This window comes from Methylomonas sp. 11b, from assembly GCF_000515215.1.
In the GTDB taxonomy this organism is placed as follows: Bacteria; Pseudomonadota; Gammaproteobacteria; order Methylococcales; family Methylomonadaceae; genus Methylomonas.
Genome location: NZ_KI911557.1, coordinates 1,068,275 through 1,090,726, shown reverse-complemented (window position 1 = coordinate 1,090,726; position 22,452 = coordinate 1,068,275). Strand labels below are relative to the sequence as shown.

The following is a 22,452-nucleotide window of genomic DNA, read 5'->3' as shown; positions in this document are numbered from 1 at the left end:
GTTTGACAAGTTTAGACTGATACGCGACTTGTATAGTCATTTTGTAGCTTATTAATCCGACGTATGCATGTTGTCGTTCCCGGTAGAGAGCGGCGGCTTTTTGGAAAGGGCGGTTACAGCGAATTAGTGGGTGAGGTAAATACGGAATTAACCCGTTAACCCGGACATGGTTTTCAACACCGAGATCACAACGCATTTCGGTAGCCGTTGCTGCCATGTTGCCGGGAATAATAAAGCTAGCTAGTGCGGGGAATTTTTATAATAATCGCATAGGGCAGAAGTTAGCTGATCGCTGAACCGGTCGCTTGCGTGGCTGTCCAAGCTTAGAATAAAAAATAATAACAGGAGGTACACCATGCTAGCCAAAATAGCTGTAGTCGATTACATGTCGACCAAAATCGTTACCGTTACCCCCGATACCGAAATTTCTCAGGCGGTTAAAATCTTACTGGACCACAAAGTGACTAGCGTGCCGGTTGTGGACCAGCAAGGTAAGTTGGTGGGGATATTTTCCGAAAAAGACGGCATGAAGGTGTTTGTCGAATCCGCTTACAACCAAAGTATGGCCGGAAAGGTGGGAGAGTTCATGAGCAAAGACCCGCAATTTGTTGATGCCGATGCTAGCCTCGTGGATGTGGCCAGTAAATTTCAGGAATCGCCGACCAGGAGTTTTCCGGTTTTTCAAAACGATCAGTTTGTCGGCATGATTAGCCGGGTCGATGTGCTAAGAGCGCTGTTAGCCATTCGCTAGATGTTTTAGTTCAAGGGCAGACAGCCTCCCTACGGATCGTTGTCTGCGCCTTATCCAGCTTTATTGCCGCACGCCGGCGGACACATAGGTACCCATGATGGTATCAGTGCACGTCGCGGTAATCTTAGCGCCGTTTGGCGTTACCGTGCCGGTACAATTCCCTTTCGATACCCAGCCGTTTTGAAACTGAGCGGTGTAATCGTAAATCAGGGTTTGGGCGATCAAATTACCGTTGCCCTTTGATGTGTAGCCTATGCCTTGCGCCAACATCCCCCATGCCTGGAATTCAAAACTATCGCTTTGTTGGTCTATGTGGGTGCCGCCCGCAGTCGGCGCGGCGGGGTTATACCAGTCGCCGCTGATGTCGATGACCGGAGAAGACTCGACAACCGCAGGTGTTGTCTTGGCAATCGGCGGATAAGTTGCCGTCACAATTTGCTGAGCCGGGGGCGATGCGGCGTCCTTCTGCTGTCCAGTCAATTTATCCCAGTTAGTGATGATGGCTACGCTGATAGAGCCGATTACACCAATGATCGCGGCGGCGATAGCGGGATTTTGATTGGATTCGGCCATAAGCTCCTCTATTGCTGAATAAAAATGTCCGGCCGACTGACGTGGCACAGGTTGAGAATTTAGCGCAGATTTAAGCGATTCGGCAATCTAAAAGATGCGCCTGTTGGCTGTTGAATAAAGTGGTGGGAGTGAAGAGGCTGGATCCAGCCGCGTGAAGGAAGGCGGTATTGGACTATTTGACAGGTCTGGACTGGTTTGATCGGGCCTAACTGCGGATGGTGTCGTCGCCGCAGTTAAACCCGAATCGGATCTGAGATTACAGATTACTTATCGCATTTATGCGCGGAGCCGCAGCAATCGGCCATATCGCCGCCGTGCTTTTTGCAATGATCCGCACTGCAATCATGGGCTGCGCCGCCTTGATGATGGGCGCAATGGCTGCTACTGCAATTGGCGGCAGCGGCGGCTTCGTGATGGGCGCAATGCTCGGTGCCGCATTGGTGGGCGCTGGCATTGGCATCTTGCGCGCAATGTTGGGCGCAGACTTTGTCTTTAGCGCCTGGGTGATCGGCGCAATGTTTTGCGCAATCGTGTTCTGCCGCGGCTTTATCGGCGCAATGTTTCAGGCAGGCTTTGCCTTTTTTACCTTTGTGTTTGGCGCAATGCTCCACGCAATTGTGCGCTGCGGCATCGGCTTTATGTTTAGCGCAATGTTCCGGGGACATGGCGGGTGCCGCTGGCGCGGGGGCGGCGGTTTCAGCCGGTGCCGCGGTTACTGGCGCCACTACCGCAGGCTCAGCAGTTGCTTCGACCGGTTTTGCGGATTCGCAGCCCGTCAGGGTCAGCAAAGCCGGCAAGGTTAAGGCGATGAGCAAATGTTGAATTTTCATATGTATTTCTCGGTTGGTGATAAAGGAGGCGCAATTGTAGGGGTAAGGTGCACGTTAGGCAAATAAATTGTGTTATTTAACACAGTTTATTTTTGGTTCCTGAAAGTTCGGTTTGGGGTGTTTGCTGGCGATGGATCAGTGAGAAGGTAGGAAAATCGATGCCAAAAATTGGTTGCTGAGCTATATTCCCTGGCAACGTAATGTAAAAGTTACCGGGCCGTCGTTGATCAATGCTACTTTCATATCTGCGCCGAATTCGCCGAACTGGCTAGCCGGGTAGGTCTCCTGCGCACGCTGTTGCAAATATCCGAATAATTCCCGGCCCAATTCCGGCGGGGCCGCCGAAGCAAAGCTGGGCCGGTTGCCGGTATCGGTATTGGCTGCCAGGGTAAATTGCGGTACCAGGAGCAGGCCGCCCTGAATATCGCGCAAACTCAGATTCATTTTGTCGTCTGCATCCGCAAAGATTCGGTAATTCAAAATCCGCTCCAGCAAGCGGTCGGCTTGCTTGGGCGTATCAGTTTTTTCGACCGCTACCAGCGCCATGATGCCGGTGCCGATCACGCCGATGTCGATACCGTTTACCGTGACTTTGGCTTGGGTCACGCGCTGGATAATGCTGATCATGTGTGTTCCTGCAAATAGTTTAGGTAGTCGCCGCTGTGGATGCGCATTAGTTCGTTCACGGGACGATTGTAAAGATAGGTCCAAGCCAAAACGGATTGTCCATCCGGCAAACTTACCTGTAGTTCACGGCGGATATATTCGTGCGGCTGCGGAAAATCTGAAGCGCATTCTTCGTAAATATCCAGAGCCGACAGCGTGTGCTCGGAGTTTTGCATCAGATACAGTTCGCCTTTGACCAGCTTTGTTCCGCCAGCAATAGCGCCCGGATAAGCATCAATTTCGTATAGTTCGCCGTGGATAAATGCATCGCCGATGTAATCGCAATCTGCGAGAAACGGGTGTTGGATTTGATTTTGACGGCTTCGGCGCAGTGTGCCGTAGACAAACAGGTATTGCGGTTCTGTCATGAATAAATTCGGTCGACCAAGTCCTTGAACCAGCGTGGGCGAAAGGCCACGATATAAAGCAGGGTCAAACCCATCAGCGGAACCGGACCAATTTCGACAATAGTCAATAACAGAATGAAGACAAACCACTTTAAACGGGCAAACGAGGCTTGTTTACTCATGCTATTTCAGTAACGAATGGCGGTGATGTAATAACGCGTTTCTTGCTCGGCGTGTCGGACGGTTATTTCGTCGTCCAGCATCTTCTTCAATAAGGCCGTCGCCAAAGGCGAGTCTAGGCTGATCAAGCCGCCGGTGGTGTCAATTTCGTCAGCACCGACGATGCGATAAGTGATTTCCTGCCCGTCCATCGATTCCAAAGTCACCCAGGCGCCGAAAAACACTTGATTACGATTGGCCGGCTTCTCGGATACCACGGTCAAAGATGGCAAACGTTTTTGGAGATAATGAATGCGCCGGTCAATTTCCCGCAGTTCCTTTTTCCGGTAGATATACTCGGCGTTCTCCGAGCGATCACCTTCTGCGGCAGCGGCTGACAGCGCAATGGTGACATCTTTACGCCGTTCCCAGAGCTGTTTTAGCTCGGTTTCTAGGGTGCGATAGCCTTCGGCGGTGATGTACGGCGAAGATTTAGGGCGGGGCGGTCGCCAGCGTGACATGTTTTTTCGGGGAAAAGGTTATATGATGTCGGCTTTTTTTCATCCAGCGAAGACGCTTATGCAAATCACAGACAAAACGGCTGTTTCCATCCATTATACCTTAACCAACCAAGACGGTGAGCAGCTGGATAGTTCCAGAGGCGAAGAGCCGTTGTTGTATTTGCATGGCGCGGGCAACATTATTGCGGGTTTGGAAGCTGCTTTACACGGCAAGCAAGCAGGCGATAAATTCAACGTCACTATAGCGGCCGATCAGGCTTACGGTGAAGTGTCCGAAGAAATGATCCAAGTGGTATCCAAAAAAATGTTCGACGGTATGGATATCGATATTGGCATGCAGTTTCATGCCGACGTTAGCCACGGCCCCGGCATCATCACCATCGTCGAAATCGACGGCGACGATGTTACCATCGACGGTAACCATCCTTTAGCCGGCGAAGACTTGACCTTTGATGTGGAAGTTATCGATGTCAGGCCGGCGACAGCCGATGAAGTGGCCCACGGCCATATCCATGGCTCAGGTTGTCATCACTAGCAGCTGCCCCTTAGCTGCAAATCAGTAAGCGGTAAACGCGCTGCTTTTATCGCTTACCTAGCACCTAATGAGGGGTGGTGTTCAGGCCCAAATCCACCCGGCTATGCCCCAGCAAGGTGCCGGTAGCAAACGCCAAATCTATCATCGACACTTGATAGTCGCCGATGGCCCGCACTTCGCGCAGCTGAGCCTCGCCAAGCCTAGTTAGGGTTTCCAGCACCTCCGTCATGGTGCGCAAGCCTTCCTTAAATTGCTTGAGCTCGGCATCGTAATTCAAGCCGGCCAGCACCACGTTTTGGCGGGTGGCTAAAATGCGTTGCCAGTTCTGGCTCATTTGATCCAGTGAGTCGTAGATTTCCCGGCGTACGCTCAATTCGCGTAGTTGTTGGGTGGTCAGACGCTGCATGCGCTCCTGCACGGCCCGGTCCAGACGCGCCCGGCGCAGTTCGTTACTAAGTGGGATTTCCACGCGTAAGCCCACCGACCAATCCGAATAATTGCCGCTCAAGGTCTGATCGAAAGCGCCGCCGTAGGACGACGTGTCGCGGCCCAGCGCGGCGTAGTTGTAATCCAGCATGAACATCGGCAAGGTTTGATTGCTGAGATAATCGATTTTGGTCAAATCGGCGGCCAGCTTTAATTCCAGTTCCAGCAATTCCAAACGGCCGTCCAAGGCGCGTTGTGCCAGCTGCTCGCGGTCCAGATTAAATTCCAGCAGGGTCGGCGAGGTATCGGGGATCAGCAGGGTTTGCGAGTCCAGGTCCAGACCGGGTGCGTTCAATAATAATTTCAGCTGGCGCTGGCGGGTTTTTAAGCTGGTTTCGGCGATGATCAGCGACTCCAGGCGTTCGGCCACGCCGATTTCCGCACGGTTGATTTCCACGCTGGCGGTCAAACCTTCCGCCACCCGTTTTCTCACCATGTTCAGGTTGTTCGAGGCGTTTTCGTACTGTTGGCGGCGCACGTCCAACTCGCCCCAGGCGACATACAGGCTCCAATATGCGCGTTCGACCATCGCCAACACTCGAATCGCCTGCAAGCGGGTTTTTACGTCTACCGCTTGTTGTTCGTAACGGGCGATGCGGATCCCTGCTACGTTATTGGAAATACCGGCGTCACGCAGCAAGGGCTGGCTGATGGAGAAGCGCAGCGCATTTTGATATTGGTCGGAAGCGACGCCGCGAAACTGGCGTTTGCCGTCGAACGGCGAGCTGACGGTCACTTTTGCGCCGGTACGCAATGGGATGACGATGCCGGCTTCCATGTCCAATACTTCGGTCTCCTGCGGCACGGCGGTGAGTTTGTCGATTTCATTCTTCAGCGGCGAAGTGGGATCGACCGGGGTGAAACTGACCACATCCAGATTTTGCGCGGGTGTGTTTTTCTTACCGTATTTGGCCTTGGCAAAGATCAAATCGTCGAATTTGGCTTCTTCTTCGCTAACCGCGGTGGCAGCGATTTTCGGGTCGGCCTGGGCGATCTTCAGGTCCAAATTGTTTTCTAAAGCCATGCTGCGCACGTCCGAGATGGATAGCTGCTTGCTAGTTTCCGGCGCTACTTTGGGTAACTCGGGTTTAGCCGCGCTGGGCGGGGGCAGGATGGTCGCCGATTTTGGCCGGCCTTCCTTAAACTTGGGCAAGGCCTGCTCCACGGTTTGCGGCGGCAACTGCGAAATGGCCGGTAGCGGCAAACCCTCATCGGGATTCAGACGTTCTTCCACCCGCTTCACGAGTTTACGGTCGGGGCTGGTATCGAGATACTGTCCGCAACTGACCAGTAAAGGTATCAGCAATATTGTGCCGATGCGCCGCCCGCAGGCCTGCAACTGCTTGGCCGTAGCCCCTGTGTGGTGGTGACGGGATGCAAAACGATTCATAAGCGCTTATTTCAATTTTTGTCTGACCAGATCGGTTGCTGGCGCTTCCGTAGTCATTTGCGGCGGAAAGGCATTCAGTTGACGCCACAGTTCGTAGGCCATCGTTACCCGGTTCAACAACACCCAGCCTTTTACCCGCACGCCTTGGCGGGCGAAGCGTTCAGTCGGCCAGGGCCGGTCATTGGGATCGGGTACGATCAGCACCCGAAATTTGCCTTTGCCGTCGTCGGTAGAATCCACAAAAGCCACCAAACCGCCGAAGGTGCCTACGGCCACTTCCGGCCAGCCGGCGAATTGCAAGGCCGGCCAGCCCTCGAATTGCAGACGCGCATGCCGGCCTGGGGTGATCAAGACGGCGTCATTGCCGTCCACCCAGAGTTCCACGGCTTTCACATCCATGTCCGGCACCAATACCAGCAGCGGATCGCCTTGTCTGACGATGTCGCTCTGGGGATTGGCCAGCAGTCTGAGGATGCTGCCGTCGCGCGGCGCTCTGATTTGTTGCGACTGCTGCCGGGACACATCCACTTCGCTTTTTAACAGGCTGCTGCGGCTGTCTTCCAGTTCGCTTTGGGTTTTGTTGGCCGAGGCTGTCGCCGAGTCGATTCGGGCTTGGGCATCAGCACGAATCCGGCCGATTTCCGCTTCGGCGGCGCGTTGTTCGGCCAATGCACCTTCCAGACTGGCTTGGGCGCTGTTTAAGCTGCGTTGCGCTACGATGCCGTCGCGTTGCGCGACTTCGTAATCGCGCTGCGACACCAAGCCGTCGCCGATCAAGCGTTGCAGGCGCTGGGTTTGCACACTAGCCGTTTCCAACGTAGCGCGCGCCGAGGCAATGGCTTCGCTGGCTGAGCGCGCGCGTTGCCGGGCCACATCCAGCCGGTATTGCGCGGTAGCCACTTGTAAATCGCGGGTGGCAATCAAGTTGTCGATTTGCAGACGGTATGCCTTTAGCTCTGCTTCCTTGGCCGCCAATTTAGCAGCAGCTGCCGCGCGTTGTTGTTGCAGGCGTTCCAGCAATTCCGGATCGACATCGGTGATTTCCATCAGCAAATCGCCGGCCTTAACTTTGGTGCCTTCTTTAGCATGCCAACTGACGATACGCCCGGAAACCGGCGCATCTAAATTCTGTTGGCGTTCGAGCGGTGCAAAGGCCGAGACCCGGCCGTTGCCGTTGATGTTTTGTTGCCACGGTGTCAGTAGCAGGGCTGGAGGAGTCAACAGAAATAGCCAGACGCAAGCGCGCGCTAAACTGCTGACCAGGCGCGGGGTGTGGGCCGCCGATAGCGCGGACAGCCTAATCTGTAAATCAGTCATGGGCGGCTCCGGGCAAATGAATAACGCGTTGGCAAAGTGCGGCCGTCTCTGTTGATCCAGTCATTAGCAATAGCGTCCAGGGTGCATCGGCGGCAAATAGTGCCGGTGCCAACTGCTGCTGCAACCCGGCATCCAACCCATCGACTATGCCATCCACGATCAATAAGGCTGGGCTGGCGATGATGGCTCTAGCCAACATGACTTGTATGGCTTGGCTATGGGCAAGCGGTGAGCCGCCGGGACTCATCACGGTATCCAAATCCATGCCGGTTAGGCCGACCTTGGCTAGGGCCCGCTCGACATCGGTGACGCTCAAGTTCGCATCGCCGAGCCGGACATTTTCCAGCATGCTGTCGTGAAAAATCTCCAGTCGGCTGACCACCGCGATGTTCTGACGCAAGCTGCTCAGGCGCAGATCGTCCAGAGCCTGACCGTTGATTTGTATCTGCCCGGCTTGTGCTTGCCGCATCCCACTTAATAGTGAGGCCAGGGCGGTTTTGCCGCTGCCGGGGCCACCTAAAATCGCGACTTTTTCGCCCGGCTGTACGTGCATGGAAAAATCGGCGAACAATGGCCGCTGCGAATTGAAGCCAAATTTCAAATTGCTGATCGTTAAAGACGCCGGACCATTGAATTCTGCATCCAGCTCAGCGGAAGTTTCTAAAGGCAAATCCAGTAAATGACCGATCTTGTCCGTGCCGGCCATCAGGTCGTAAAAGCCTTCCAGATGCTTGCCGAATTTGATCAAGGCCAGTAAGGCCGACGAGACGATCAGTTCCGCTGCGACTAATTGACCCAAGGTTAAGTGGCCATCTATTACCAGATAGCCGCCGATAGCCAACAAGGCCGTACTGGCGATGGCATATAAGGCCACAGAGGCGATCACTTGGCCCAACAGCACCCGATAATGCCGGCGTTTGGCTGTTAAATAATCCAGTGCCAGTTGGTCGGTACGGTTGGCGGCCATCGCTGCACCGTTACCGAATTTAAAGGTCTGGATGTTGCCGGCCACGTTTTCCAGCCAGGCTACCAAGGCATATTTGCTGATGGATTCCTGAATCGCCGTCGTGACCGCGCCGCGGCCCAACAAAAATACTATCGCTGTGATAGCCAATAGCAAAACCACATCGAAAGCCAAGAGGAAGGGGTGATAGAAGGCCAGCATGATCAGGCCGACGCAGGTTTGCACCACTGTGCTCAAACCGTCCAATAGCAGCGACGAACCTGCTTTTTGCAAGGTCAATACATCAAAAAAGCGATTGACCAGTTCCGCGCCGTGTTGACTGTCATAGGTATCGCTACGCACCCTGGGCAAGCGATGGGCCAAGTCGGCGGCCAGGCGCACGAAAATCCGCCGCTGCACGATTTCCACCAGATAGGATTCCAGCACATAGACCGCGCCGGCGAAGCTTAGAAAGAAAAACAGGATGGTCGCTAACACGATTAAAGGCTGACCCATGCCGCCCATCGCCACGGTATTGACCAGCGCTTGCACCGCCACCGGCGAAGCCAGGGCCAGTAAGCCGGAGCCCAAAGCCAAGCCCAACAATAGCCAGAGATCGTGGCGGTCGGCGCGTAACAGTTCCAGCAAGCGGCGGAATGGCTGCATGTGCGCGTGATGGTCTTGGCTGACGGCATTCTCAAACGGCGCCTGAGCTTGCGCTAACAGCCATTCGCTAATGCCGGCATCGGATCGGCCCAGTAATTTACCGATGTCGGCGGGCTTGACGAGGCGCTCTTCGATGACCTCACCTTGGGCCAAAGCCACTCTGACTTTGCCGCCGCGAAATCCGTACAGGACTATCCAGCCGTAACCGTCGGACAGGCTGGTTAGTAGTGGGGTTTGCGGGGCGGAGGCATTTGCGGCGGCGGTTGGTGTGAGCAGCACACTCTCCATGTTCAAGCCCAAATGGTCGCCGATAGCGACCAGCGCTGCCTGAGTATCGTCGCCGGCTGATTCTAGCAAACGCTCCGTAAGTCCTTGGGCTTGGCTGTGCATCTCCAGCAAGCCGAATAAAAACTCCAGTAGGGTCAGCGTCGATTGTTTTCGGTGCGGGTGTTCCTTAAATCCTGAGGCGGTGCTCATACGTAACGAAATCCTATCGGTTTAAACGAATAACAGCATGGTCTTGCCGAGTATGCCCAACAAAAGTGTCAGCTTAAGAGTCGCGAGTAATTTGGCCGGGCCGGCTTTTTCACACCAGTTCTGCCAAGCGGCTTCGCATGCTTGCACGGCCACGAGATAAGCTTTATACGACAAGTGCCAAACCACGGTACCGAGCAAAGTCAGACCGGTCCAAAACACAATAAACTCGGCCTGACGCGGCGTTACCCCAAACACATGTTCCAAAAAATGCTCGGCCAGCATTTCGACTACTTCGATCGCCAGATGCAGAATGTGCCATAGAAAGGGTAGCAAGGTGTCGCCAAACTTATATAAGAATATCAGGGTCAAGATTGCCATGGCAGGCTTGTTTTCAAACAGCCAGCGCCCGGTATTAATGATGATTACTCTCAACCAGTGTGCCAATGCGTAGGCTTTTTGCATGGTTCTCCTCCCTTTTAGAGTCTGCCGAAAAAGCCCCTTCTCACTATTCAGGGGAGAAGGGCGCATTCGTTATACGATGTCCTGATGACAAATATTGTACAAATAACCTAAATTCACTTCACTCCGGACCGGCTTCCCTTTGTTATTAACCCGGCCCTGTTCACCGTTTGGGCTAAGCCTGTCTAAGCCTGATTTGGCGAGTCCTTCGACCAGCTTAGGACGAACGGTATTTCAGGGCCGGGCTAATCACATCAGCCGGTATTGCGCATACCTGCGGCAATCGCATTGATACTGCGCAACAAGGGTTTCATCCACGGACTGTTGGCGGCATTCTCGGTATTCATTTCCCGCAGTCGCCGGATCAAAAATACCTGGAGATAGTTTAGCGGGCCCAGATAGGCATCGCGGCGTTGCAATGATGCCGCCAAGGCCGGGTTTTCCGCGAGCAAGCGGTCGGCGTTGGCTATCTCCAATATCCACTCCACGCAGCGCTGATGTTCGCCGGCTATTAGGTTGTAAACACGTTTGCCGGTTTCCGGATCGTTGCACAATTGCGCGTATTCGCGGGCGATGTTCATGTCGGATTTACTTAATGCCATTTGCGCGTTGCTGAGCAGGTTGCGGAAAAACGGCCAGTCCCGATACATCCGGCGCAGCGTTTCCAAGCGCTCGGGTTTGCCGGCGCACCAGCTGGCCAAGCTGAAACCGATGCCGTACCAAGCCGGAAACGTCTGCCGCGATTGCGCCCAGGCGAATACCCAGGCTATCGCCCGCACCGAGTTTTTCGAGCGATCCAGTTTTTTGCGGTGCGAAGGCCGCGAACCGATGTTCAAGCCGCCGATTTCGCCCACCGGTGTCGCTTCGTAGAAATAATCCAAAAAGCCGGGTGTGCGTTCGGTTAAGTCGCGATAGCTTTGCTCGCCGATCCGCGCCAATTCGTCCATCACCGCCAAATCCTCCGCATGATCCTCCGGTACGGCTTGCACCAGGCTGACGCTGGCTTTCAGCAAGCCGGTAACGCCCATGGTCAATTCGTAGACCGCCGTCTCCATGTTGTTATACCGATAAAACAGCACTTCGCCTTGCTCGGTAAATTTGATCTGGCCGCGCACGGTATCGGGCGGCTGGGCCAGGATCGCTTCGTGAGTTGGGCCGCCACCGCGACCGACGGTGCCGCCGCGGCCATGAAATAAGCGGCATTTCAAACCGTAACGCTCGCTGATCGCAATAATTTGCCGCTGCGCGCGCGACAAGCCCCAAGCCGATGCCAGGATACCGCCGTCCTTGCAGGAATCCGAATAGCCGAGCATGATTTCCTGGCGGTCGTCGCTGACGCGCAACAGCTCCCGGTAGCAGGCGGTATCGAACAATTGTGTCAGCACGTCGGAAATGCGGTTTAAATCGTCTATGGTTTCGAACAAGGGGCTGACGCCGATATGGCAATGCCAATGCCCGCCAATTTTGCCGACCAAGCCGGCTTGTGCAGCCAGCAGCAAGACTTCCAAGACATGGCTGGCCGAATGAGTCATGGAAATCACATATTTACCAAAGCAATTCGGGCCTATTTCCCGGCGCATTTTCGCCATCACCGTAAACAACTCCAGCGTTTCGCGGTTGGCCGGTGTTAGCGCAGCGGCGTCGAACATCAAGCCACCCGGTGCGGCGATAGCCTCGGCTAACAATGCGATGCGTTGTGCTTCGTCCAGCGCCAGATAGTCAATATTCAATGCTGCCGCCAGGATTTCCGCGACCGCTTCACTGTGGCGAGTCGATTCTTGTCGGACATCGAGTTGCATCAAGTGAAAGTCGAACACGTCGGCCAAGCGAATCAGATCGGCTAATTCAAGATCGGCGATATTGGCGTCGCCGTGGCTGCGCAAGGATGCATCGATCAAGCGCAGATCTTGTAAAAACTCGGCGACGCTGGCATAGGCATGGCGATTGGCTTGTTCCGGTTGGCCCTGTAACTGTTGTTGCACGCGTTGCAAGGTGGATTGCATCCGATATTTCATCAATATCAGTTTGTGCCGGTAAGGTTCCTGCAAATACGGTTTTTCCAAGTCCGCGACCGCCGCGCCCAACATGGCGCGGTCGGCGTGCAGGCTGTCGATAAATTCCGGCGCCAAGTCACAAAGGCCGTAAGAATGCGACAACTGGCCGCGCAATTGATCCAGGCGGGCAAGATATTCCTGCATGATGGTTTGCGCCTGCATGCGTAAGGCCAGCTCGGTGGTTTCCGGTTTGACATTCGGATTGCCGTCGCGGTCGCCGCCTATCCAGGAACCAAACCGTAGGAAACTGGGGATGCGGATTTGGCCGGCAACGTCGGCACCAAACACATCGCTAAGCGCACGTTGCAAGTTCCGGTAAACCAAGGTGGTGGCCTGAAATAGCGACAGCGAAAAATAAAACAAACCGGCGTCGATTTCGTCGGCCACGCCCAGTTTACGGGCGCGCACTTCGTCGGTTTTTAACAGCAATTGAATCTGTGCTTGCAGCTTGTCCAGGGCCTCGCTGCGCTGTTGGCTACGTAAGCGTGGATCGTCCAAGGCCTCCTGGCTGAGAAAGACATTGCGCAAAGCGCTTTTGACCGTGCGGCGTTTGGCTTCGGTGGGGTGAGCGGTCATCACCGGCAAATACAGCATCTCGTCCAATAAAACCTGTAATTTATCGGCACTGACACCGCTATCGCGCAATTTGATCAGTGTGTCGTGAAACGAGCCGGGCCAGTAGCGGCCGGTCTGGTTTTGCCGGCGCAAATTCAGATTGTGCGATTCTTCGGCGATGTTGATCAGGCTGAAATAGCCGTTAAACACCCGCACCACTTCGCCTATTTCTTCCGCATCCAAGTCTTCCAGAATCTCCATGAACTGGCGGCGGCGGTTGGCGCTGCCTTCTCGGAGCAAGCTGGCAAACTTGCGTTGCAACTGCGCGACGGCGGTAGCGACTTCCGGCTTGGCTTGTGCGGTGAGCACTTTAGTCAATATCGAACCGAGCAGGCGTATCGAACTGCGTAATTCTTTGTCGTCGCAGTGGACATCGGCCAGGCGATCACTGAGGATTTGGCTGGCGCTGAGGTTATCCAGTTCGAACGCTGACTTGTCGTACTCCGCTAACGCGGATCCGGTACTTGGAGCAGTGTCTTCGCCGTGCAGGGCTTTTAGCTTTTGCATGTTCAGTTCTCAGGTTAGGTTACGGTTGCGTCATAGCCTAGCGCAGCATTTTGATATTGTTAAATAGAATGTTTAGAATAAATTCATCGTAAATATCTATACATTGAGTGCTGTGGAACGTATCAACTACCAACATTTGTTTTATTTCTGGAATGTCGCACGTGAAGAAAGCATCACTCGCGCTTGCGAGAAACTGCATTTGGCGCAACCGACCATCAGCGGCCAATTAGCGGTTCTGGAACAGCAAATCGGCGAAAAATTATTTTATAAACAAGGCCGTAAACTAGTACTCACCGACACCGGTCGAGTGGTATTTAACTATGCGGAAGAAATTTTTTCGTTGGGCAGAGAACTCAGCAATACCTTGAAGGGCCGGCCGACCGGAAGGGCTCTGCGTCTGGTGGTGGGGGTGGCGGACGCACTACCGAAGATGGTGGTTTACCGCTTACTGGCGCCGGCTTTTCGCTTACCGGAACCGGTGCAGGTTCTTTGTTACGAGGACAAAACCGAGCGGCTTTTGAGCGAGATGGCCATGCAAGGGATGGATATAGTTTTGTCCGATGCGCCACTGACACCGACCAGTGGCGCCAAAGCGTTTAACCACCTGCTCGGCGAATGCGGGGTGACCGTGTTCGGCGCGCCGGCTTTGGCCGCGACCTATAGTCAAAATTTCCCGCGCTGCTTGAGCGGCGCGCCGTTCTTGCTGCCGACCGCCAATACGTCGTTGCGGCGTTCGCTGGATCAATGGTTTGACACCGAAAGCATTAGCCCAGCTATCCAAGCCGAAATTGAAGACAGCGCGTTAATTAAAACCTTTGGTAGCGGCGGGGTGGGATTGTTTGTCGCGCCGAGTAATGTCGAAGCGGAAATCCAAAGCCAGTACGGTGTGCAGGCCATCGGCCGCATCGACTCGGTACATGAGCGCTTCTATGCCATCACCATGCGCCGTAAACTCAAGCATCCGGCCGTGACAGCGATTCTGGAAAATGCGCGGGATAAATTGTTTCCCGCATAACATGTCGAGCGATTTTGGTTTGAGAGGAGAGCGGTATAGCTGCTATCGGTCAGCGTCACGCTATCAAAGCTTTGAATCCATTCCCTCCAATTCCTTATCACTGAGCTAGCTACTGCCGTGTTAGCGCTAACAATGTGTTACCCTGCATAAACAGTCTCCCGTTTCCGGGTAACTCCGCGAGTGCCTTTTCGGCCTGCATGCCTCTTTTCAGGAAGCGTTGTGCCCTTCGATCAGAACCTTTTCCTGATGCACAACCTTGTCGCTGTAACCCTCAATGTCAGATTATCGTGTCAAATTCGAGACCGTCACCGTTGCCGGTTTCGATTATGTGATTCGTTCTTTAGCCGATTTGCAGCAATATGCCGATCCGTTCGGCGAGGCTGAGCTGGCCGGGATTTCGTCCGCCAGTTGGTCGCTGTTCGGCAAGGTTTGGCCGTCCGCGCGGGTGCTGGCTTTGGCTATGCATAGTGTCGATTTGGTGGGGAAGCGCGTCCTGGAAATCGGCGCGGGTTTGGGGTTGGCCAGTCTGGTGATTCACCGGCGGGCTGGCGATATTACCGTTAGCGATTGGCATCCTTTGAGCGAGACGTTTCTTAACGAAAATCTGCTGCTAAATAAACTGGGGCCGTTGCAATATAAAACCGGCAATTGGGAAATCGGCAATCCGGGCTTGGGTCAGTTTGATCTGATAATCGGCAGCGATGTGCTTTACGAACGCCAGCAGCCCGAACAGTTGGCTAAATTCATCGACCGGCACGCCGCGCCGAATGCACAAATCATTATTGTCGATCCTGATCGCGGCAATCGTGTGGGATTTTGTCGGGAAATGATGGCTTTGGGCTATGGCTGCACCAGCCGGATTGCCGAACGTCTGACTGAAAACGGCGAGCATTACAAAGGCCGATTTCTGACCTTCAGCCAAGTGGTCGTTGGGGATGTGGCATGACCGGGCGCGATAACGCCTTGTGGTTGCAGTTTTGGCGCGACCGGCGTACCGATTTTCATCAGATTGCCGTCAATAGTTTGCTGGCGCAATTCTGGCCGAGCCTGCACGCGGCCCCAGGCAGCCGGGTCTTCGTACCGCTGTGCGGCAAGAGTCTGGATATGCTTTGGCTGGTCGAGCAAGGGCATCAGGTCATCGGTGTCGAATTAAGCGAAGTAGCCGTAAAGGCCTTTTTTAAAGAAAACCGCCTGCGGCCGGTGCGGCGGCGTTTGGGTAAATTTACGCTGTGGCGTAGCGGCAGATTAAGTATTTTGTGCGGTGATTATTTTGCGTTAAGCGCCGCCGAATTAGGGAAAATCGATACCGTTTACGACCGGGCGGCCTTAACCGCCTTGCCCGAAGATATTCGCGGGCAATATGTGTCGCAGCTGCGACGCATCGTGCCGGAGACCGCGACTATCTTGCTGTTGACCGCGGAGGACCTTGAACTGGAATGTGTTAGCGATGAGACTGACGATGTTTCCGACGAAATCATCGCGTTATACGGCAAGGACTTTATGATCGAACTCAGTCATGTGCAACGCATAGACGAGGCGGATTCGCAAGCATTTGCGGCTGGTGAAGCCGGGCTGTACAAGGTGTATCAGCTTTCCGGTAAAACGCCAAGCCAAACGTAACGCCGACACATTCTTTGTGGCGCGGCTGTCATAAAATGAAGGACATCGCCGTCTGGTCTGGATACACTATCCCGGCAGCTCGGTTATAGCGTGGCGAAAATCTCAGCTTGAGTTTTTTTGTAACTATTCAGCATGCTACACCAGCGTCCCTCTTATCAGGAGGGGGCAGATTTTTAGTGGTTCGCGGAGTTGTAACTATTTCTTTTTATCAATAATTGCGAGCGCCTTGCTATGTTTGACCAGACTTTTGCCATGCGTAAGTCAGGTATAAAAATCGATTGAGCGGGCATCATTCAAACCAAGCAAATCTCTTGAAAACAAAATTAGCTTTTTTAATTCTTTTCCTATTCGTGGCGTTGGAGTCCGGCGTGAGTGCACAAGAAACAAACGACTATGTTGAAACGCAGGTCCAGGCCTTATTGGGTCAAATGAGCCTGGAAGAAAAAGTCGGGCAGATGACCCAGATCGACTTCAGCGTCGTTTCGGTAGTGAACGGCGAGATTGCCGATAATCCGATTGATCAGGCCAAACTGGAAGATGCCATACTAAACCGGCATATAGGTTCGATTTTGAACACCCCAACCACGCCGAATAATCAGACCCAGCCCATCGAAAAATGGCGGCGGATGACCCAAGCGATTCGCGAGGTGGCCGCGAAAACCCGGTTGAAAATTCCAGTGCTCTACGGTATCGATGCAATTCATGGCGCTACCTATACCGAAAACGCGGTACTGTTCCCGCAAGCTATCAGCATGGCGGCAACGTTTAATCCGGATTTGGCTTTCAAGGAAGGCGAAGTTACTGCCCGCGAAGTCAAGGCGTCGGGTTTGGATTGGAATTTCATGCCAGTGATGGACATCGGCCGGCAACCGCTGTGGCCGCGCTTGTGGGAAACCTATGGCGAGGACGTGCATTTGGCGGTGACGATGGGTAGTGCCTATATCAAAGGCCACCACGGCGACGATTTTGCGGCAGCGGACAAAGCACCAACCTGTTTGAAGCATTATGTCGGCTATAGCTATCCCTTAAACGGCAAGGACCGCACTCCGGCCTGGATAGGCGAACGGGCGTTACGCGAATATTTTCTGCCCGGCTTCGAGGCCGGTGTAAAAGCCGGAGCGCCGACCGTGATGATCAACTCTGCTGAAGTGGACGGTATTCCCGGGCACGTCAACCATCATTACCTAAATACCATTTTGCGCGGCGAGATGGGTTTTAAAGGCTTTACTGTGTCCGATTGGGCCGACATCAGCCGCTTATATACCCGCGACAAACTGGCTGCCTCCCCGCGCGAAGCGGTGAAGATGGCGGTAATGGCCGGCATTGATATGAGTATGGTGCCGTTCGATTACTCGTTTTACGATTTGCTGTTGGATTTAGCTAAATCCGGCGAAGTGCCGATGACTCGCATCGACGAAGCGGTATCGCGGATCTTGCGGGTGAAGTATCAAAGCGGTTTGTTTGAAAGACGCGAGCCGGCGCTGGCTGTAAAAGGCAATTTTGTCGCTGAAGACGCGGTCGCTGCCAATCGGCAAGCGGCGCGGGAAGCAATCATCTTGGCGAAAAACGAGCAGCATATTTTACCCTTGAGCAAGCACGCCAGTATTCTGGTGACCGGGCCGACCGCGAATTTGTTAAGCGTGATGAACGGCGGTTGGACCATCACCTGGCAGGGTGCCGCCGAACATTTGTATCCAAAAGACAAGCCGACTTTGTTACAGGCCCTGCAGCAAAAAACCAGCGGTAAAGTCACTTACGTGGGCGGGAAAAATTTCAGCGACGAAATTAATATCGAGCAGGCAGTGACTCAGGCGCGTCAGCACGATGTGGTGATTTTGGCGCTAGGCGAAAAAACCTACACCGAAACCGAGGGCAATATCGAATCCTTGCATCTCGATCCGGTGCAATTGCAACTGGCTAGAGCGATATTCGAAATCGGCAAGCCGGTCATTCTAGTCACGTTCGGCGGTAGGCCGCGTATCATCACCGAAATAGCTAACAAGGCGCAGGCCGTGGTGTTGGGCTTTTTGCCGGGCATGGAAGGCGGGGCGGCGATGGCCGATATTTTGTTCGGAGATACCAATCCCAGCGGCAAATTGCCGATTTCCTATCCGCGCGATAGCAACGATATCGTGATGTACGACCACAAGCCTATAGAGGCATTCGAGACCAATCAGTATCGACCGCTGTATCCGTTCGGCCACGGTTTGAGTTACACCACGTTCCAGACCAGCGGTCTGCGTCTGAGCAAAGATAGCATTGCGATGGGCGAGAATATCGATGTGACCGTTAAGGTGAAAAATACCGGCGGGCTGACCGGTAAGGAAACCGTGATGGTGTATCTGCATGATGTCGCGGCTTCGGTGTCGCGGCCGGTGAAACAGTTAAAGGCGTTTAAAAAGGTCGAGTTAAAACCCGGCGCGGAGCAGACCTTACAATTTAGCTTAACGCCGCAGGATATGTCCTTTATTGGTGTAGATATGCGGCGCATCGTCGAGCCGGGGGAGTTTGAGGTGATGGTCGGTAATGAAGTCGCACGTTTCCACGTTGCCAAACCCTAAATCAATTTGCGGGATTAACTCATGCCGGATCAACAAAACCAAGGTAGACAGTCATATACGGGCTCGTTAGCTATTCTGACCTCGCTGTTTTTTATTTGGGGCTTTATTACGTGTCTTAACGACATCCTGATTCCGCATTTAAAGGCGGTGTTTACGCTGAGCTATACCCAGGCGATGTTGATCCAGTTTTGTTTCTTCACCGCTTATTTTTTGATGTCGGTGCCCAGCGGTTATCTGGTGGAAAAAATCGATTACAAGGGCGGTATCATCGTGGGTTTGGCGATTGCCGGTTGCGGTTGTTTACTGTTTTATCCGGCGGCGGGGCTGCATTCGTACCCTTTGTTTTTGGGAGCGTTTTTTGTGCTGGCTTCCGGGATTACTTTGTTGCAGGTTTCCGCTAATCCGTATGTGACAGTGTTGGGCGATCCGCACACCGCGTCCAGCCGCTTGACCTTGACCCAGGCCTTCAATTCCTTGGGTACCACACTAGCGCCGTATTTTGGGGCGTTGTTTATTTTGTCTAATGCGGTAAAAAGCGCGGAGGAGATAAAACTGCTGGACGCTGAGCAATTGTCGGCTTATCAAGCGGCGGAAGCTGCGGCGGTGCAGAATCCGTATTTATTTCTGGCGGCAGTCTTGTTCTTAATGGCCGCAGTGTTTGCTATGCTGAAGTTGCCGAAGATTAATCAGCAAGCCGAGGCTGGTGGCGCGCACGCAGAGGGCGGCAGTGCCTGGCAATATTCGCATTTGGTATTGGGCGCCGTGGCGATTTTTGTCTATGTGGGTGGTGAAGTGTCGATTGGCAGTTTTCTGGTTAACTTTCTCGGCGAGCCGGATATCGCCGGTTTGGCTGAGCAGGATGCCGGCAAATACGTGTCGTTTTACTGGGGTGGGGCGATGGTCGGCCGGTTTATCGGTTCGGCGGTGATGCAGAAAATCCATCCCGGCAAGGTGCTGGCGTTTAACGCCTTGGCCGCGGCAGCTTTAGTATTGGCGACGATGCTGGGCAGCGGTACGCAGGCGATGCTTACGATACTAGCGGTGGGTTTGTGCAATTCCATCATGTTTCCCACCATCTTTTCGCTGGCTTTAACCGGCTTGGGCAGCCATACCGGCCAAGGTTCCGGCATTCTCTGTGCCGCCATCGTTGGGGGGGCTATTTTACCCCTGCTGCAAGGCGCGTTTGCCGATCATATTGGCATTCAGCACGCTTTTTTTATCCCTTTAACGTGCTATCTGTACATCGCCTTTTACGGTTATCGTTGCCGCCAGTTGTAATTAAACCTGCTCTTTAACCTTTCAAGAATTTCGCCCGGTTCGGCGACTGTATAATCAAGTTGGGGATAGCTGATAACGGAAGCTCACCATCCGTGCCACCCAGCTTCACTGCTTCCTTGGGCATGCCGTAGACCACGCAACTAACCTCATCTTGGGCTATGCACAGCGCCCCTGTATCGTGCAATTCCTTCATGCCGTGTGCGCCGTCGTCGCCCATGCCGGTCATAATTACGCCCAGCACATTTTTGCCGGCCGCTTGCGCAGCGGAACGGAATAGCACGTCCACCGAGGGACGGTGGCGGCTCACTAGCGGGCCATCCTTGATTTCTACCCGGTATTGCGCACCGCTGCGCCGTAACAACATGTGTTTACCTCCTGGCGCGATCAAGGCCAGTCCGGGAATCACCCGGTCATTTTGCTCGGCTTCCTTCACAGTGATCTGGCATAGGCTGTCCAGCCGTTTGGCGAATGCGGCGGTAAATGCCTCCGGCATGTGCTGGACGATGACGATACCCGGCGTGGTGCGGGGTAGCCGCGTCAACACGTATTCCAAAGCCTGGGTGCCGCCGGTTGAAGTGCCGATGGCGACGACGCGGTCGGTGGTTTCCGTCATCGAGATCAAGCTTGTTGGGGAAATCACTGCGTCGGCAGTTAATTTCGGGCTGCCATCCACGGGCTTGCCGATTGGGGCCGCCGATTTTTTTAGTCTGGCATGCGAAGCACCTTTAATCGCATCGGCCAGCAGCGTTTTCGAGTCTTGCAGAAAGCCTTTCAGGTTAACGGTGGGTTTGGTGATGATGTCAACGGCACCGGCACTCATAGCTTGCATTGTGACTTCCGCGCCTTTGGCGGTCAGCGTCGAGCAGATCACCACCGGGGTAGGATGTTCATGCATCAGCTTCTTCAGGAACGTGATACCGTCCATGCGCGGCATTTCGATGTCCAGGATAATGACATCCGGCCAGTCTTTTTCCATGCGGGTCAAGGCAAAGATCGGATCCGGCGCGGCGCCAATCACTTTGATGCCCGGCAGGCTGTCGAGCAAGCCGGTCAAAACCTGCCGTACCACCGCAGAGTCGTCGACAATAAATACTTTTGTGTCTGTCATAGTGTCCTTGGGTTTGCCTGTTAGTGGTCTTGAACCGGTTACCAGAATTCGGCATTGCTTCTGGATTTTTCGTGTTCGTCGATGTTTTTCTTCCAATAGCGACGTTCTTCGTTTTCGAGAGACAGTTGCTGATTGTGGTCGATTTTTTTGATAAAGACCGAATAATCGCTACCGACGAAATGGACGTTTCTGCCGATATTGCCGCCGAGACAGGCACTAAGCATAGGAATGTTTTCTTTTTTTAAAAACTCTTTGATGAATAAAACATTCACATCGCCCACGGTTTCCTTGCGGTTTTTGTCTTCTCGCAGCTTTAAAACGTTGCCGCCACCAAAACATTTGGCTTGCAGATTCAGCCGGTTGGCGCCGAGTTTCATCATGTCGTTGATCAGTAATTCCATCGCATAAATGCCGTAGCGGCCTTCTTCGGACTCAATGATAGGTACATTGTGGGAGTGAGAGCGATAAGCCAGCAAAAAATGATTCATGCCAAATACCCGATTGATCGGATCGTATAGGCAGGCTGCCACACAAGAGCCCAACAGCGTCGAAATGACTTCCGGTTTGCGGGAGGCATAGAACTCGCCCGGGTCGATGACGATACGTTGGGTATCTCTGAAGGGCAGGACTTTCATGGTTTCCTGTATATCGAGGGTTTGATCATTTGTAACTGTTCGGTGACCCGATGCAGACTTTCCGAATGACTGATGATGAAATGTCCGCCAGGCTTTAGGGCGGTAATCAGCCGTTCGACTACCTGTTTTTTGGTGTCTTGGTCGAAATATATTAGAACGTTACGCAGAAAAATCACTTCGAACCTACCCAATGCTGGCGGCAGTGAACTCATCAGATTGACCTGATCAAATTTGACTCGGCTGCGCAGTTTGTTATCCACGCGAAAAAAACCTTCCTGGCTGCGCACGCCCTTCAGACAATATTTTTCTAGCAGACGTTTGTCCATATGATCCAGTCTGTCCAGCGGGTATACGCCTTGACGGGCAATTTCCAGCACTCGGGTACTCAAATCGGAGCCGAAAATCTCCCAATTGCGCATGCCTAGGTTCTCCGCCAGTACCATCGCTAAAGTATAGGCTTCTTCTCCTGTCGAGCTGGCCGCACTCCAAACCCGAAATTGCTCGCCGCGCCAAGGTTTAAGAATCTGCTGCTGGAAGAATTCGAAATGTTTGGGTTCTCGAAAAAAATAGGTTTCATTGGTGGTCAGAATGTTGACCAGCGTTTGAAATTCATGAGGATAATCGGGGCTGATAGCCAGCTGATAGTATTCGCCGTAATTATGCAGCTGGTAATAGTCGAGCCTCTTGGCTAGCCGGCTGGCTACCATGATTTTCTTTTCCGGTGTCAGAGCGATGCCGGCATGGTCGTAAATCAGACGTCTGAAGCGTTCGAATTCTTCGGTCGTGATAGGGGCTATGCTAATAAAATCTTCTCCGTTAGTAAGGATTTACGAAGCAATTATGTCAGTAATTAATTACATGAATTGCTGAGAACTTAACATTAACGAAAAACCTAAGATGGTACTGGGTTGAATGCAAGTCTAAAACTCTCTACTATCC

21 protein-coding genes are annotated in these 22,452 nt (G+C 53.5%); 7 read left to right on the top strand and 14 right to left on the bottom strand.

The genetic code is table 11. The features are described 5' to 3' along the window. Nucleotides 1-355 precede the first annotated feature (355 nt). The gene (locus METH11B_RS0105045) at nucleotides 356-751 is read left to right on the top strand and encodes a CBS domain-containing protein (protein ID WP_020481537.1); all 396 of its coding nucleotides are present in this window, start codon (nucleotides 356-358) and stop codon (nucleotides 749-751) included. Nucleotides 752-811: 60 nt separating this feature from the next. Here METH11B_RS0105045 and METH11B_RS0105040 read toward each other — a convergent pair whose 3' ends face one another. The 6 genes from METH11B_RS0105040 to greB form a co-directional block, all read right to left on the bottom strand. Then, on the bottom strand, nucleotides 812-1,324 hold the full coding sequence (locus tag METH11B_RS0105040) for a hypothetical protein (protein WP_026601090.1): 513 nt from the start codon (nucleotides 1,322-1,324) through the stop codon (nucleotides 812-814). Between the two features lie 263 nt (nucleotides 1,325-1,587). Beyond that, entirely contained in the window at nucleotides 1,588-2,154 is a 567-nt protein-coding gene (locus METH11B_RS0105035; protein ID WP_026601089.1) for a hypothetical protein, read from the bottom strand. A 180-nt stretch (nucleotides 2,155-2,334) separates the two neighbouring features. Continuing rightward, nucleotides 2,335-2,781 carry a D-aminoacyl-tRNA deacylase gene (gene dtd, locus METH11B_RS0105030; RefSeq protein WP_026601088.1) on the bottom strand — a complete coding sequence of 149 codons (447 nt, stop codon included), beginning with the start codon at nucleotides 2,779-2,781 and terminating at the stop codon, nucleotides 2,335-2,337. Next, entirely contained in the window at nucleotides 2,778-3,188 is a 411-nt protein-coding gene (locus METH11B_RS0105025) for a gamma-glutamylcyclotransferase family protein (RefSeq protein ID WP_026601087.1), read from the bottom strand. The genes dtd and METH11B_RS0105025 overlap by 4 nt, the downstream gene beginning before the upstream one ends. Continuing rightward, nucleotides 3,185-3,349: a hypothetical protein gene (locus tag METH11B_RS29375; protein WP_020481532.1), complete on the bottom strand. Its 165-nt coding sequence runs from the start codon at nucleotides 3,347-3,349 to the stop codon at nucleotides 3,185-3,187. The genes METH11B_RS0105025 and METH11B_RS29375 overlap by 4 nt, the downstream gene beginning before the upstream one ends. Before the next feature lie 6 nt (nucleotides 3,350-3,355). Further along, nucleotides 3,356-3,847 carry a transcription elongation factor GreB gene (greB, locus tag METH11B_RS0105015; RefSeq protein ID WP_026601086.1) on the bottom strand — a complete coding sequence of 164 codons (492 nt, stop codon included), beginning with the start codon at nucleotides 3,845-3,847 and terminating at the stop codon, nucleotides 3,356-3,358. Between the two features lie 58 nt (nucleotides 3,848-3,905). On the opposite strand from greB, the gene METH11B_RS0105010 reads away from it, so the two are divergent. Beyond that, the gene (locus METH11B_RS0105010) at nucleotides 3,906-4,382 is read left to right on the top strand and encodes an FKBP-type peptidyl-prolyl cis-trans isomerase (protein WP_036274250.1); all 477 of its coding nucleotides are present in this window, start codon (nucleotides 3,906-3,908) and stop codon (nucleotides 4,380-4,382) included. A 64-nt stretch (nucleotides 4,383-4,446) separates the two neighbouring features. Here the strand turns inward: METH11B_RS0105010 and METH11B_RS0105005 are convergent, their stop codons facing one another. The 5 genes from METH11B_RS0105005 to ppc all read right to left on the bottom strand — a co-directional run bounded on the left by METH11B_RS0105005 (nucleotide 4,447) and on the right by ppc (nucleotide 13,296). Further along, a complete protein-coding gene (locus tag METH11B_RS0105005; RefSeq protein ID WP_026601084.1) occupies nucleotides 4,447-6,258 on the bottom strand; it encodes a TolC family protein in 1,812 nt (603 codons plus the stop codon). A gap of 6 nt (nucleotides 6,259-6,264) precedes the next feature. Then, on the bottom strand, nucleotides 6,265-7,575 hold the full coding sequence (locus tag METH11B_RS0105000; RefSeq protein WP_026601083.1) for an HlyD family secretion protein: 1,311 nt from the start codon (nucleotides 7,573-7,575) through the stop codon (nucleotides 6,265-6,267). After that, complete coding sequence (locus METH11B_RS0104995) at nucleotides 7,568-9,661, bottom strand: peptidase domain-containing ABC transporter (protein WP_026601082.1); 2,094 nt, start codon at nucleotides 9,659-9,661, stop codon at nucleotides 7,568-7,570. Before METH11B_RS0104995 ends, METH11B_RS0105000 begins: the two co-directional genes overlap by 8 nt. Nucleotides 9,662-9,682: 21 nt before the next feature. After that, nucleotides 9,683-10,123 (bottom strand): hypothetical protein, encoded by a 441-nt coding sequence (locus METH11B_RS0104990; RefSeq protein ID WP_026601081.1) that lies wholly within the window; start codon nucleotides 10,121-10,123, stop codon nucleotides 9,683-9,685. A 251-nt stretch (nucleotides 10,124-10,374) separates the two neighbouring features. Further along, entirely contained in the window at nucleotides 10,375-13,296 is a 2,922-nt protein-coding gene (ppc, locus tag METH11B_RS0104985; RefSeq protein WP_026601080.1) for a phosphoenolpyruvate carboxylase, read from the bottom strand. Between the two features lie 112 nt (nucleotides 13,297-13,408). Between ppc and nhaR the strand changes: the two genes are divergently transcribed. The 5 genes from nhaR to fucP all read left to right on the top strand — a co-directional run bounded on the left by nhaR (nucleotide 13,409) and on the right by fucP (nucleotide 19,770). Beyond that, nucleotides 13,409-14,311, top strand: coding sequence for a transcriptional activator NhaR (gene nhaR, locus METH11B_RS0104980; protein ID WP_026601079.1), 903 nt, complete (start codon nucleotides 13,409-13,411; stop codon nucleotides 14,309-14,311). Between the two features lie 274 nt (nucleotides 14,312-14,585). Further along, on the top strand, nucleotides 14,586-15,257 hold the full coding sequence (locus METH11B_RS0104975; RefSeq protein ID WP_026601078.1) for a class I SAM-dependent methyltransferase: 672 nt from the start codon (nucleotides 14,586-14,588) through the stop codon (nucleotides 15,255-15,257). Beyond that, the gene (locus tag METH11B_RS0104970) at nucleotides 15,254-15,931 is read left to right on the top strand and encodes a thiopurine S-methyltransferase (RefSeq protein WP_026601077.1); all 678 of its coding nucleotides are present in this window, start codon (nucleotides 15,254-15,256) and stop codon (nucleotides 15,929-15,931) included. Before METH11B_RS0104975 ends, METH11B_RS0104970 begins: the two co-directional genes overlap by 4 nt. A gap of 368 nt (nucleotides 15,932-16,299) precedes the next feature. Then, nucleotides 16,300-18,492 (top strand): glycoside hydrolase family 3 N-terminal domain-containing protein, encoded by a 2,193-nt coding sequence (locus tag METH11B_RS0104965; protein WP_231499586.1) that lies wholly within the window; start codon nucleotides 16,300-16,302, stop codon nucleotides 18,490-18,492. A gap of 21 nt (nucleotides 18,493-18,513) precedes the next feature. Continuing rightward, on the top strand, nucleotides 18,514-19,770 hold the full coding sequence (fucP, locus tag METH11B_RS0104960; protein ID WP_026601075.1) for an L-fucose:H+ symporter permease: 1,257 nt from the start codon (nucleotides 18,514-18,516) through the stop codon (nucleotides 19,768-19,770). A 13-nt stretch (nucleotides 19,771-19,783) separates the two neighbouring features. Here fucP and METH11B_RS0104955 read toward each other — a convergent pair whose 3' ends face one another. Genes METH11B_RS0104955 through METH11B_RS0104945 form a run of 3 tightly spaced genes read right to left on the bottom strand, consistent with a single transcriptional unit; the run spans nucleotide 19,784 to nucleotide 22,301 of the window. Beyond that, on the bottom strand, nucleotides 19,784-20,878 hold the full coding sequence (locus tag METH11B_RS0104955; RefSeq protein WP_026601074.1) for a protein-glutamate methylesterase/protein-glutamine glutaminase: 1,095 nt from the start codon (nucleotides 20,876-20,878) through the stop codon (nucleotides 19,784-19,786). 38 nt (nucleotides 20,879-20,916) lie between these two features. Then, the gene (locus METH11B_RS0104950; RefSeq protein WP_026601073.1) at nucleotides 20,917-21,513 is read right to left on the bottom strand and encodes a chemotaxis protein CheD; all 597 of its coding nucleotides are present in this window, start codon (nucleotides 21,511-21,513) and stop codon (nucleotides 20,917-20,919) included. Further along, on the bottom strand, nucleotides 21,510-22,301 hold the full coding sequence (locus METH11B_RS0104945) for a CheR family methyltransferase (RefSeq protein WP_269319497.1): 792 nt from the start codon (nucleotides 22,299-22,301) through the stop codon (nucleotides 21,510-21,512). The genes METH11B_RS0104950 and METH11B_RS0104945 overlap by 4 nt, the downstream gene beginning before the upstream one ends. Between the last annotated feature and the right edge of the window lie 151 nt (nucleotides 22,302-22,452).

Bases quoted from the DNA above. Each gene is read 5' to 3' on its own strand.
- METH11B_RS0105045 (WP_020481537.1), top strand. From the start codon at position 356: ATGCTAGCCAAAATAGCTGTAGTCGATTACATGTCGACCAAAATCGTT.
- METH11B_RS0105040 (WP_026601090.1), bottom strand. From the start codon at position 1,324: ATGGCCGAATCCAATCAAAATCCCGCTATCGCCGCCGCGATCATTGGT.
- METH11B_RS0105035 (WP_026601089.1), bottom strand. From the start codon at position 2,154: ATGAAAATTCAACATTTGCTCATCGCCTTAACCTTGCCGGCTTTGCTG.
- dtd (WP_026601088.1), bottom strand. From the start codon at position 2,781: ATGATCAGCATTATCCAGCGCGTGACCCAAGCCAAAGTCACGGTAAAC.
- METH11B_RS0105025 (WP_026601087.1), bottom strand. From the start codon at position 3,188: ATGACAGAACCGCAATACCTGTTTGTCTACGGCACACTGCGCCGAAGC.
- METH11B_RS29375 (WP_020481532.1), bottom strand. From the start codon at position 3,349: ATGAGTAAACAAGCCTCGTTTGCCCGTTTAAAGTGGTTTGTCTTCATT.
- greB (WP_026601086.1), bottom strand. From the start codon at position 3,847: ATGTCACGCTGGCGACCGCCCCGCCCTAAATCTTCGCCGTACATCACC.
- METH11B_RS0105010 (WP_036274250.1), top strand. From the start codon at position 3,906: ATGCAAATCACAGACAAAACGGCTGTTTCCATCCATTATACCTTAACC.
- METH11B_RS0105005 (WP_026601084.1), bottom strand. From the start codon at position 6,258: ATGAATCGTTTTGCATCCCGTCACCACCACACAGGGGCTACGGCCAAG.
- METH11B_RS0105000 (WP_026601083.1), bottom strand. From the start codon at position 7,575: ATGACTGATTTACAGATTAGGCTGTCCGCGCTATCGGCGGCCCACACC.
- METH11B_RS0104995 (WP_026601082.1), bottom strand. From the start codon at position 9,661: ATGAGCACCGCCTCAGGATTTAAGGAACACCCGCACCGAAAACAATCG.
- METH11B_RS0104990 (WP_026601081.1), bottom strand. From the start codon at position 10,123: ATGCAAAAAGCCTACGCATTGGCACACTGGTTGAGAGTAATCATCATT.
- ppc (WP_026601080.1), bottom strand. From the start codon at position 13,296: ATGCAAAAGCTAAAAGCCCTGCACGGCGAAGACACTGCTCCAAGTACC.
- METH11B_RS0104975 (WP_026601078.1), top strand. From the start codon at position 14,586: ATGTCAGATTATCGTGTCAAATTCGAGACCGTCACCGTTGCCGGTTTC.
- METH11B_RS0104970 (WP_026601077.1), top strand. From the start codon at position 15,254: ATGACCGGGCGCGATAACGCCTTGTGGTTGCAGTTTTGGCGCGACCGG.
- fucP (WP_026601075.1), top strand. From the start codon at position 18,514: ATGCCGGATCAACAAAACCAAGGTAGACAGTCATATACGGGCTCGTTA.
- METH11B_RS0104955 (WP_026601074.1), bottom strand. From the start codon at position 20,878: ATGACAGACACAAAAGTATTTATTGTCGACGACTCTGCGGTGGTACGG.
- METH11B_RS0104950 (WP_026601073.1), bottom strand. From the start codon at position 21,513: ATGAAAGTCCTGCCCTTCAGAGATACCCAACGTATCGTCATCGACCCG.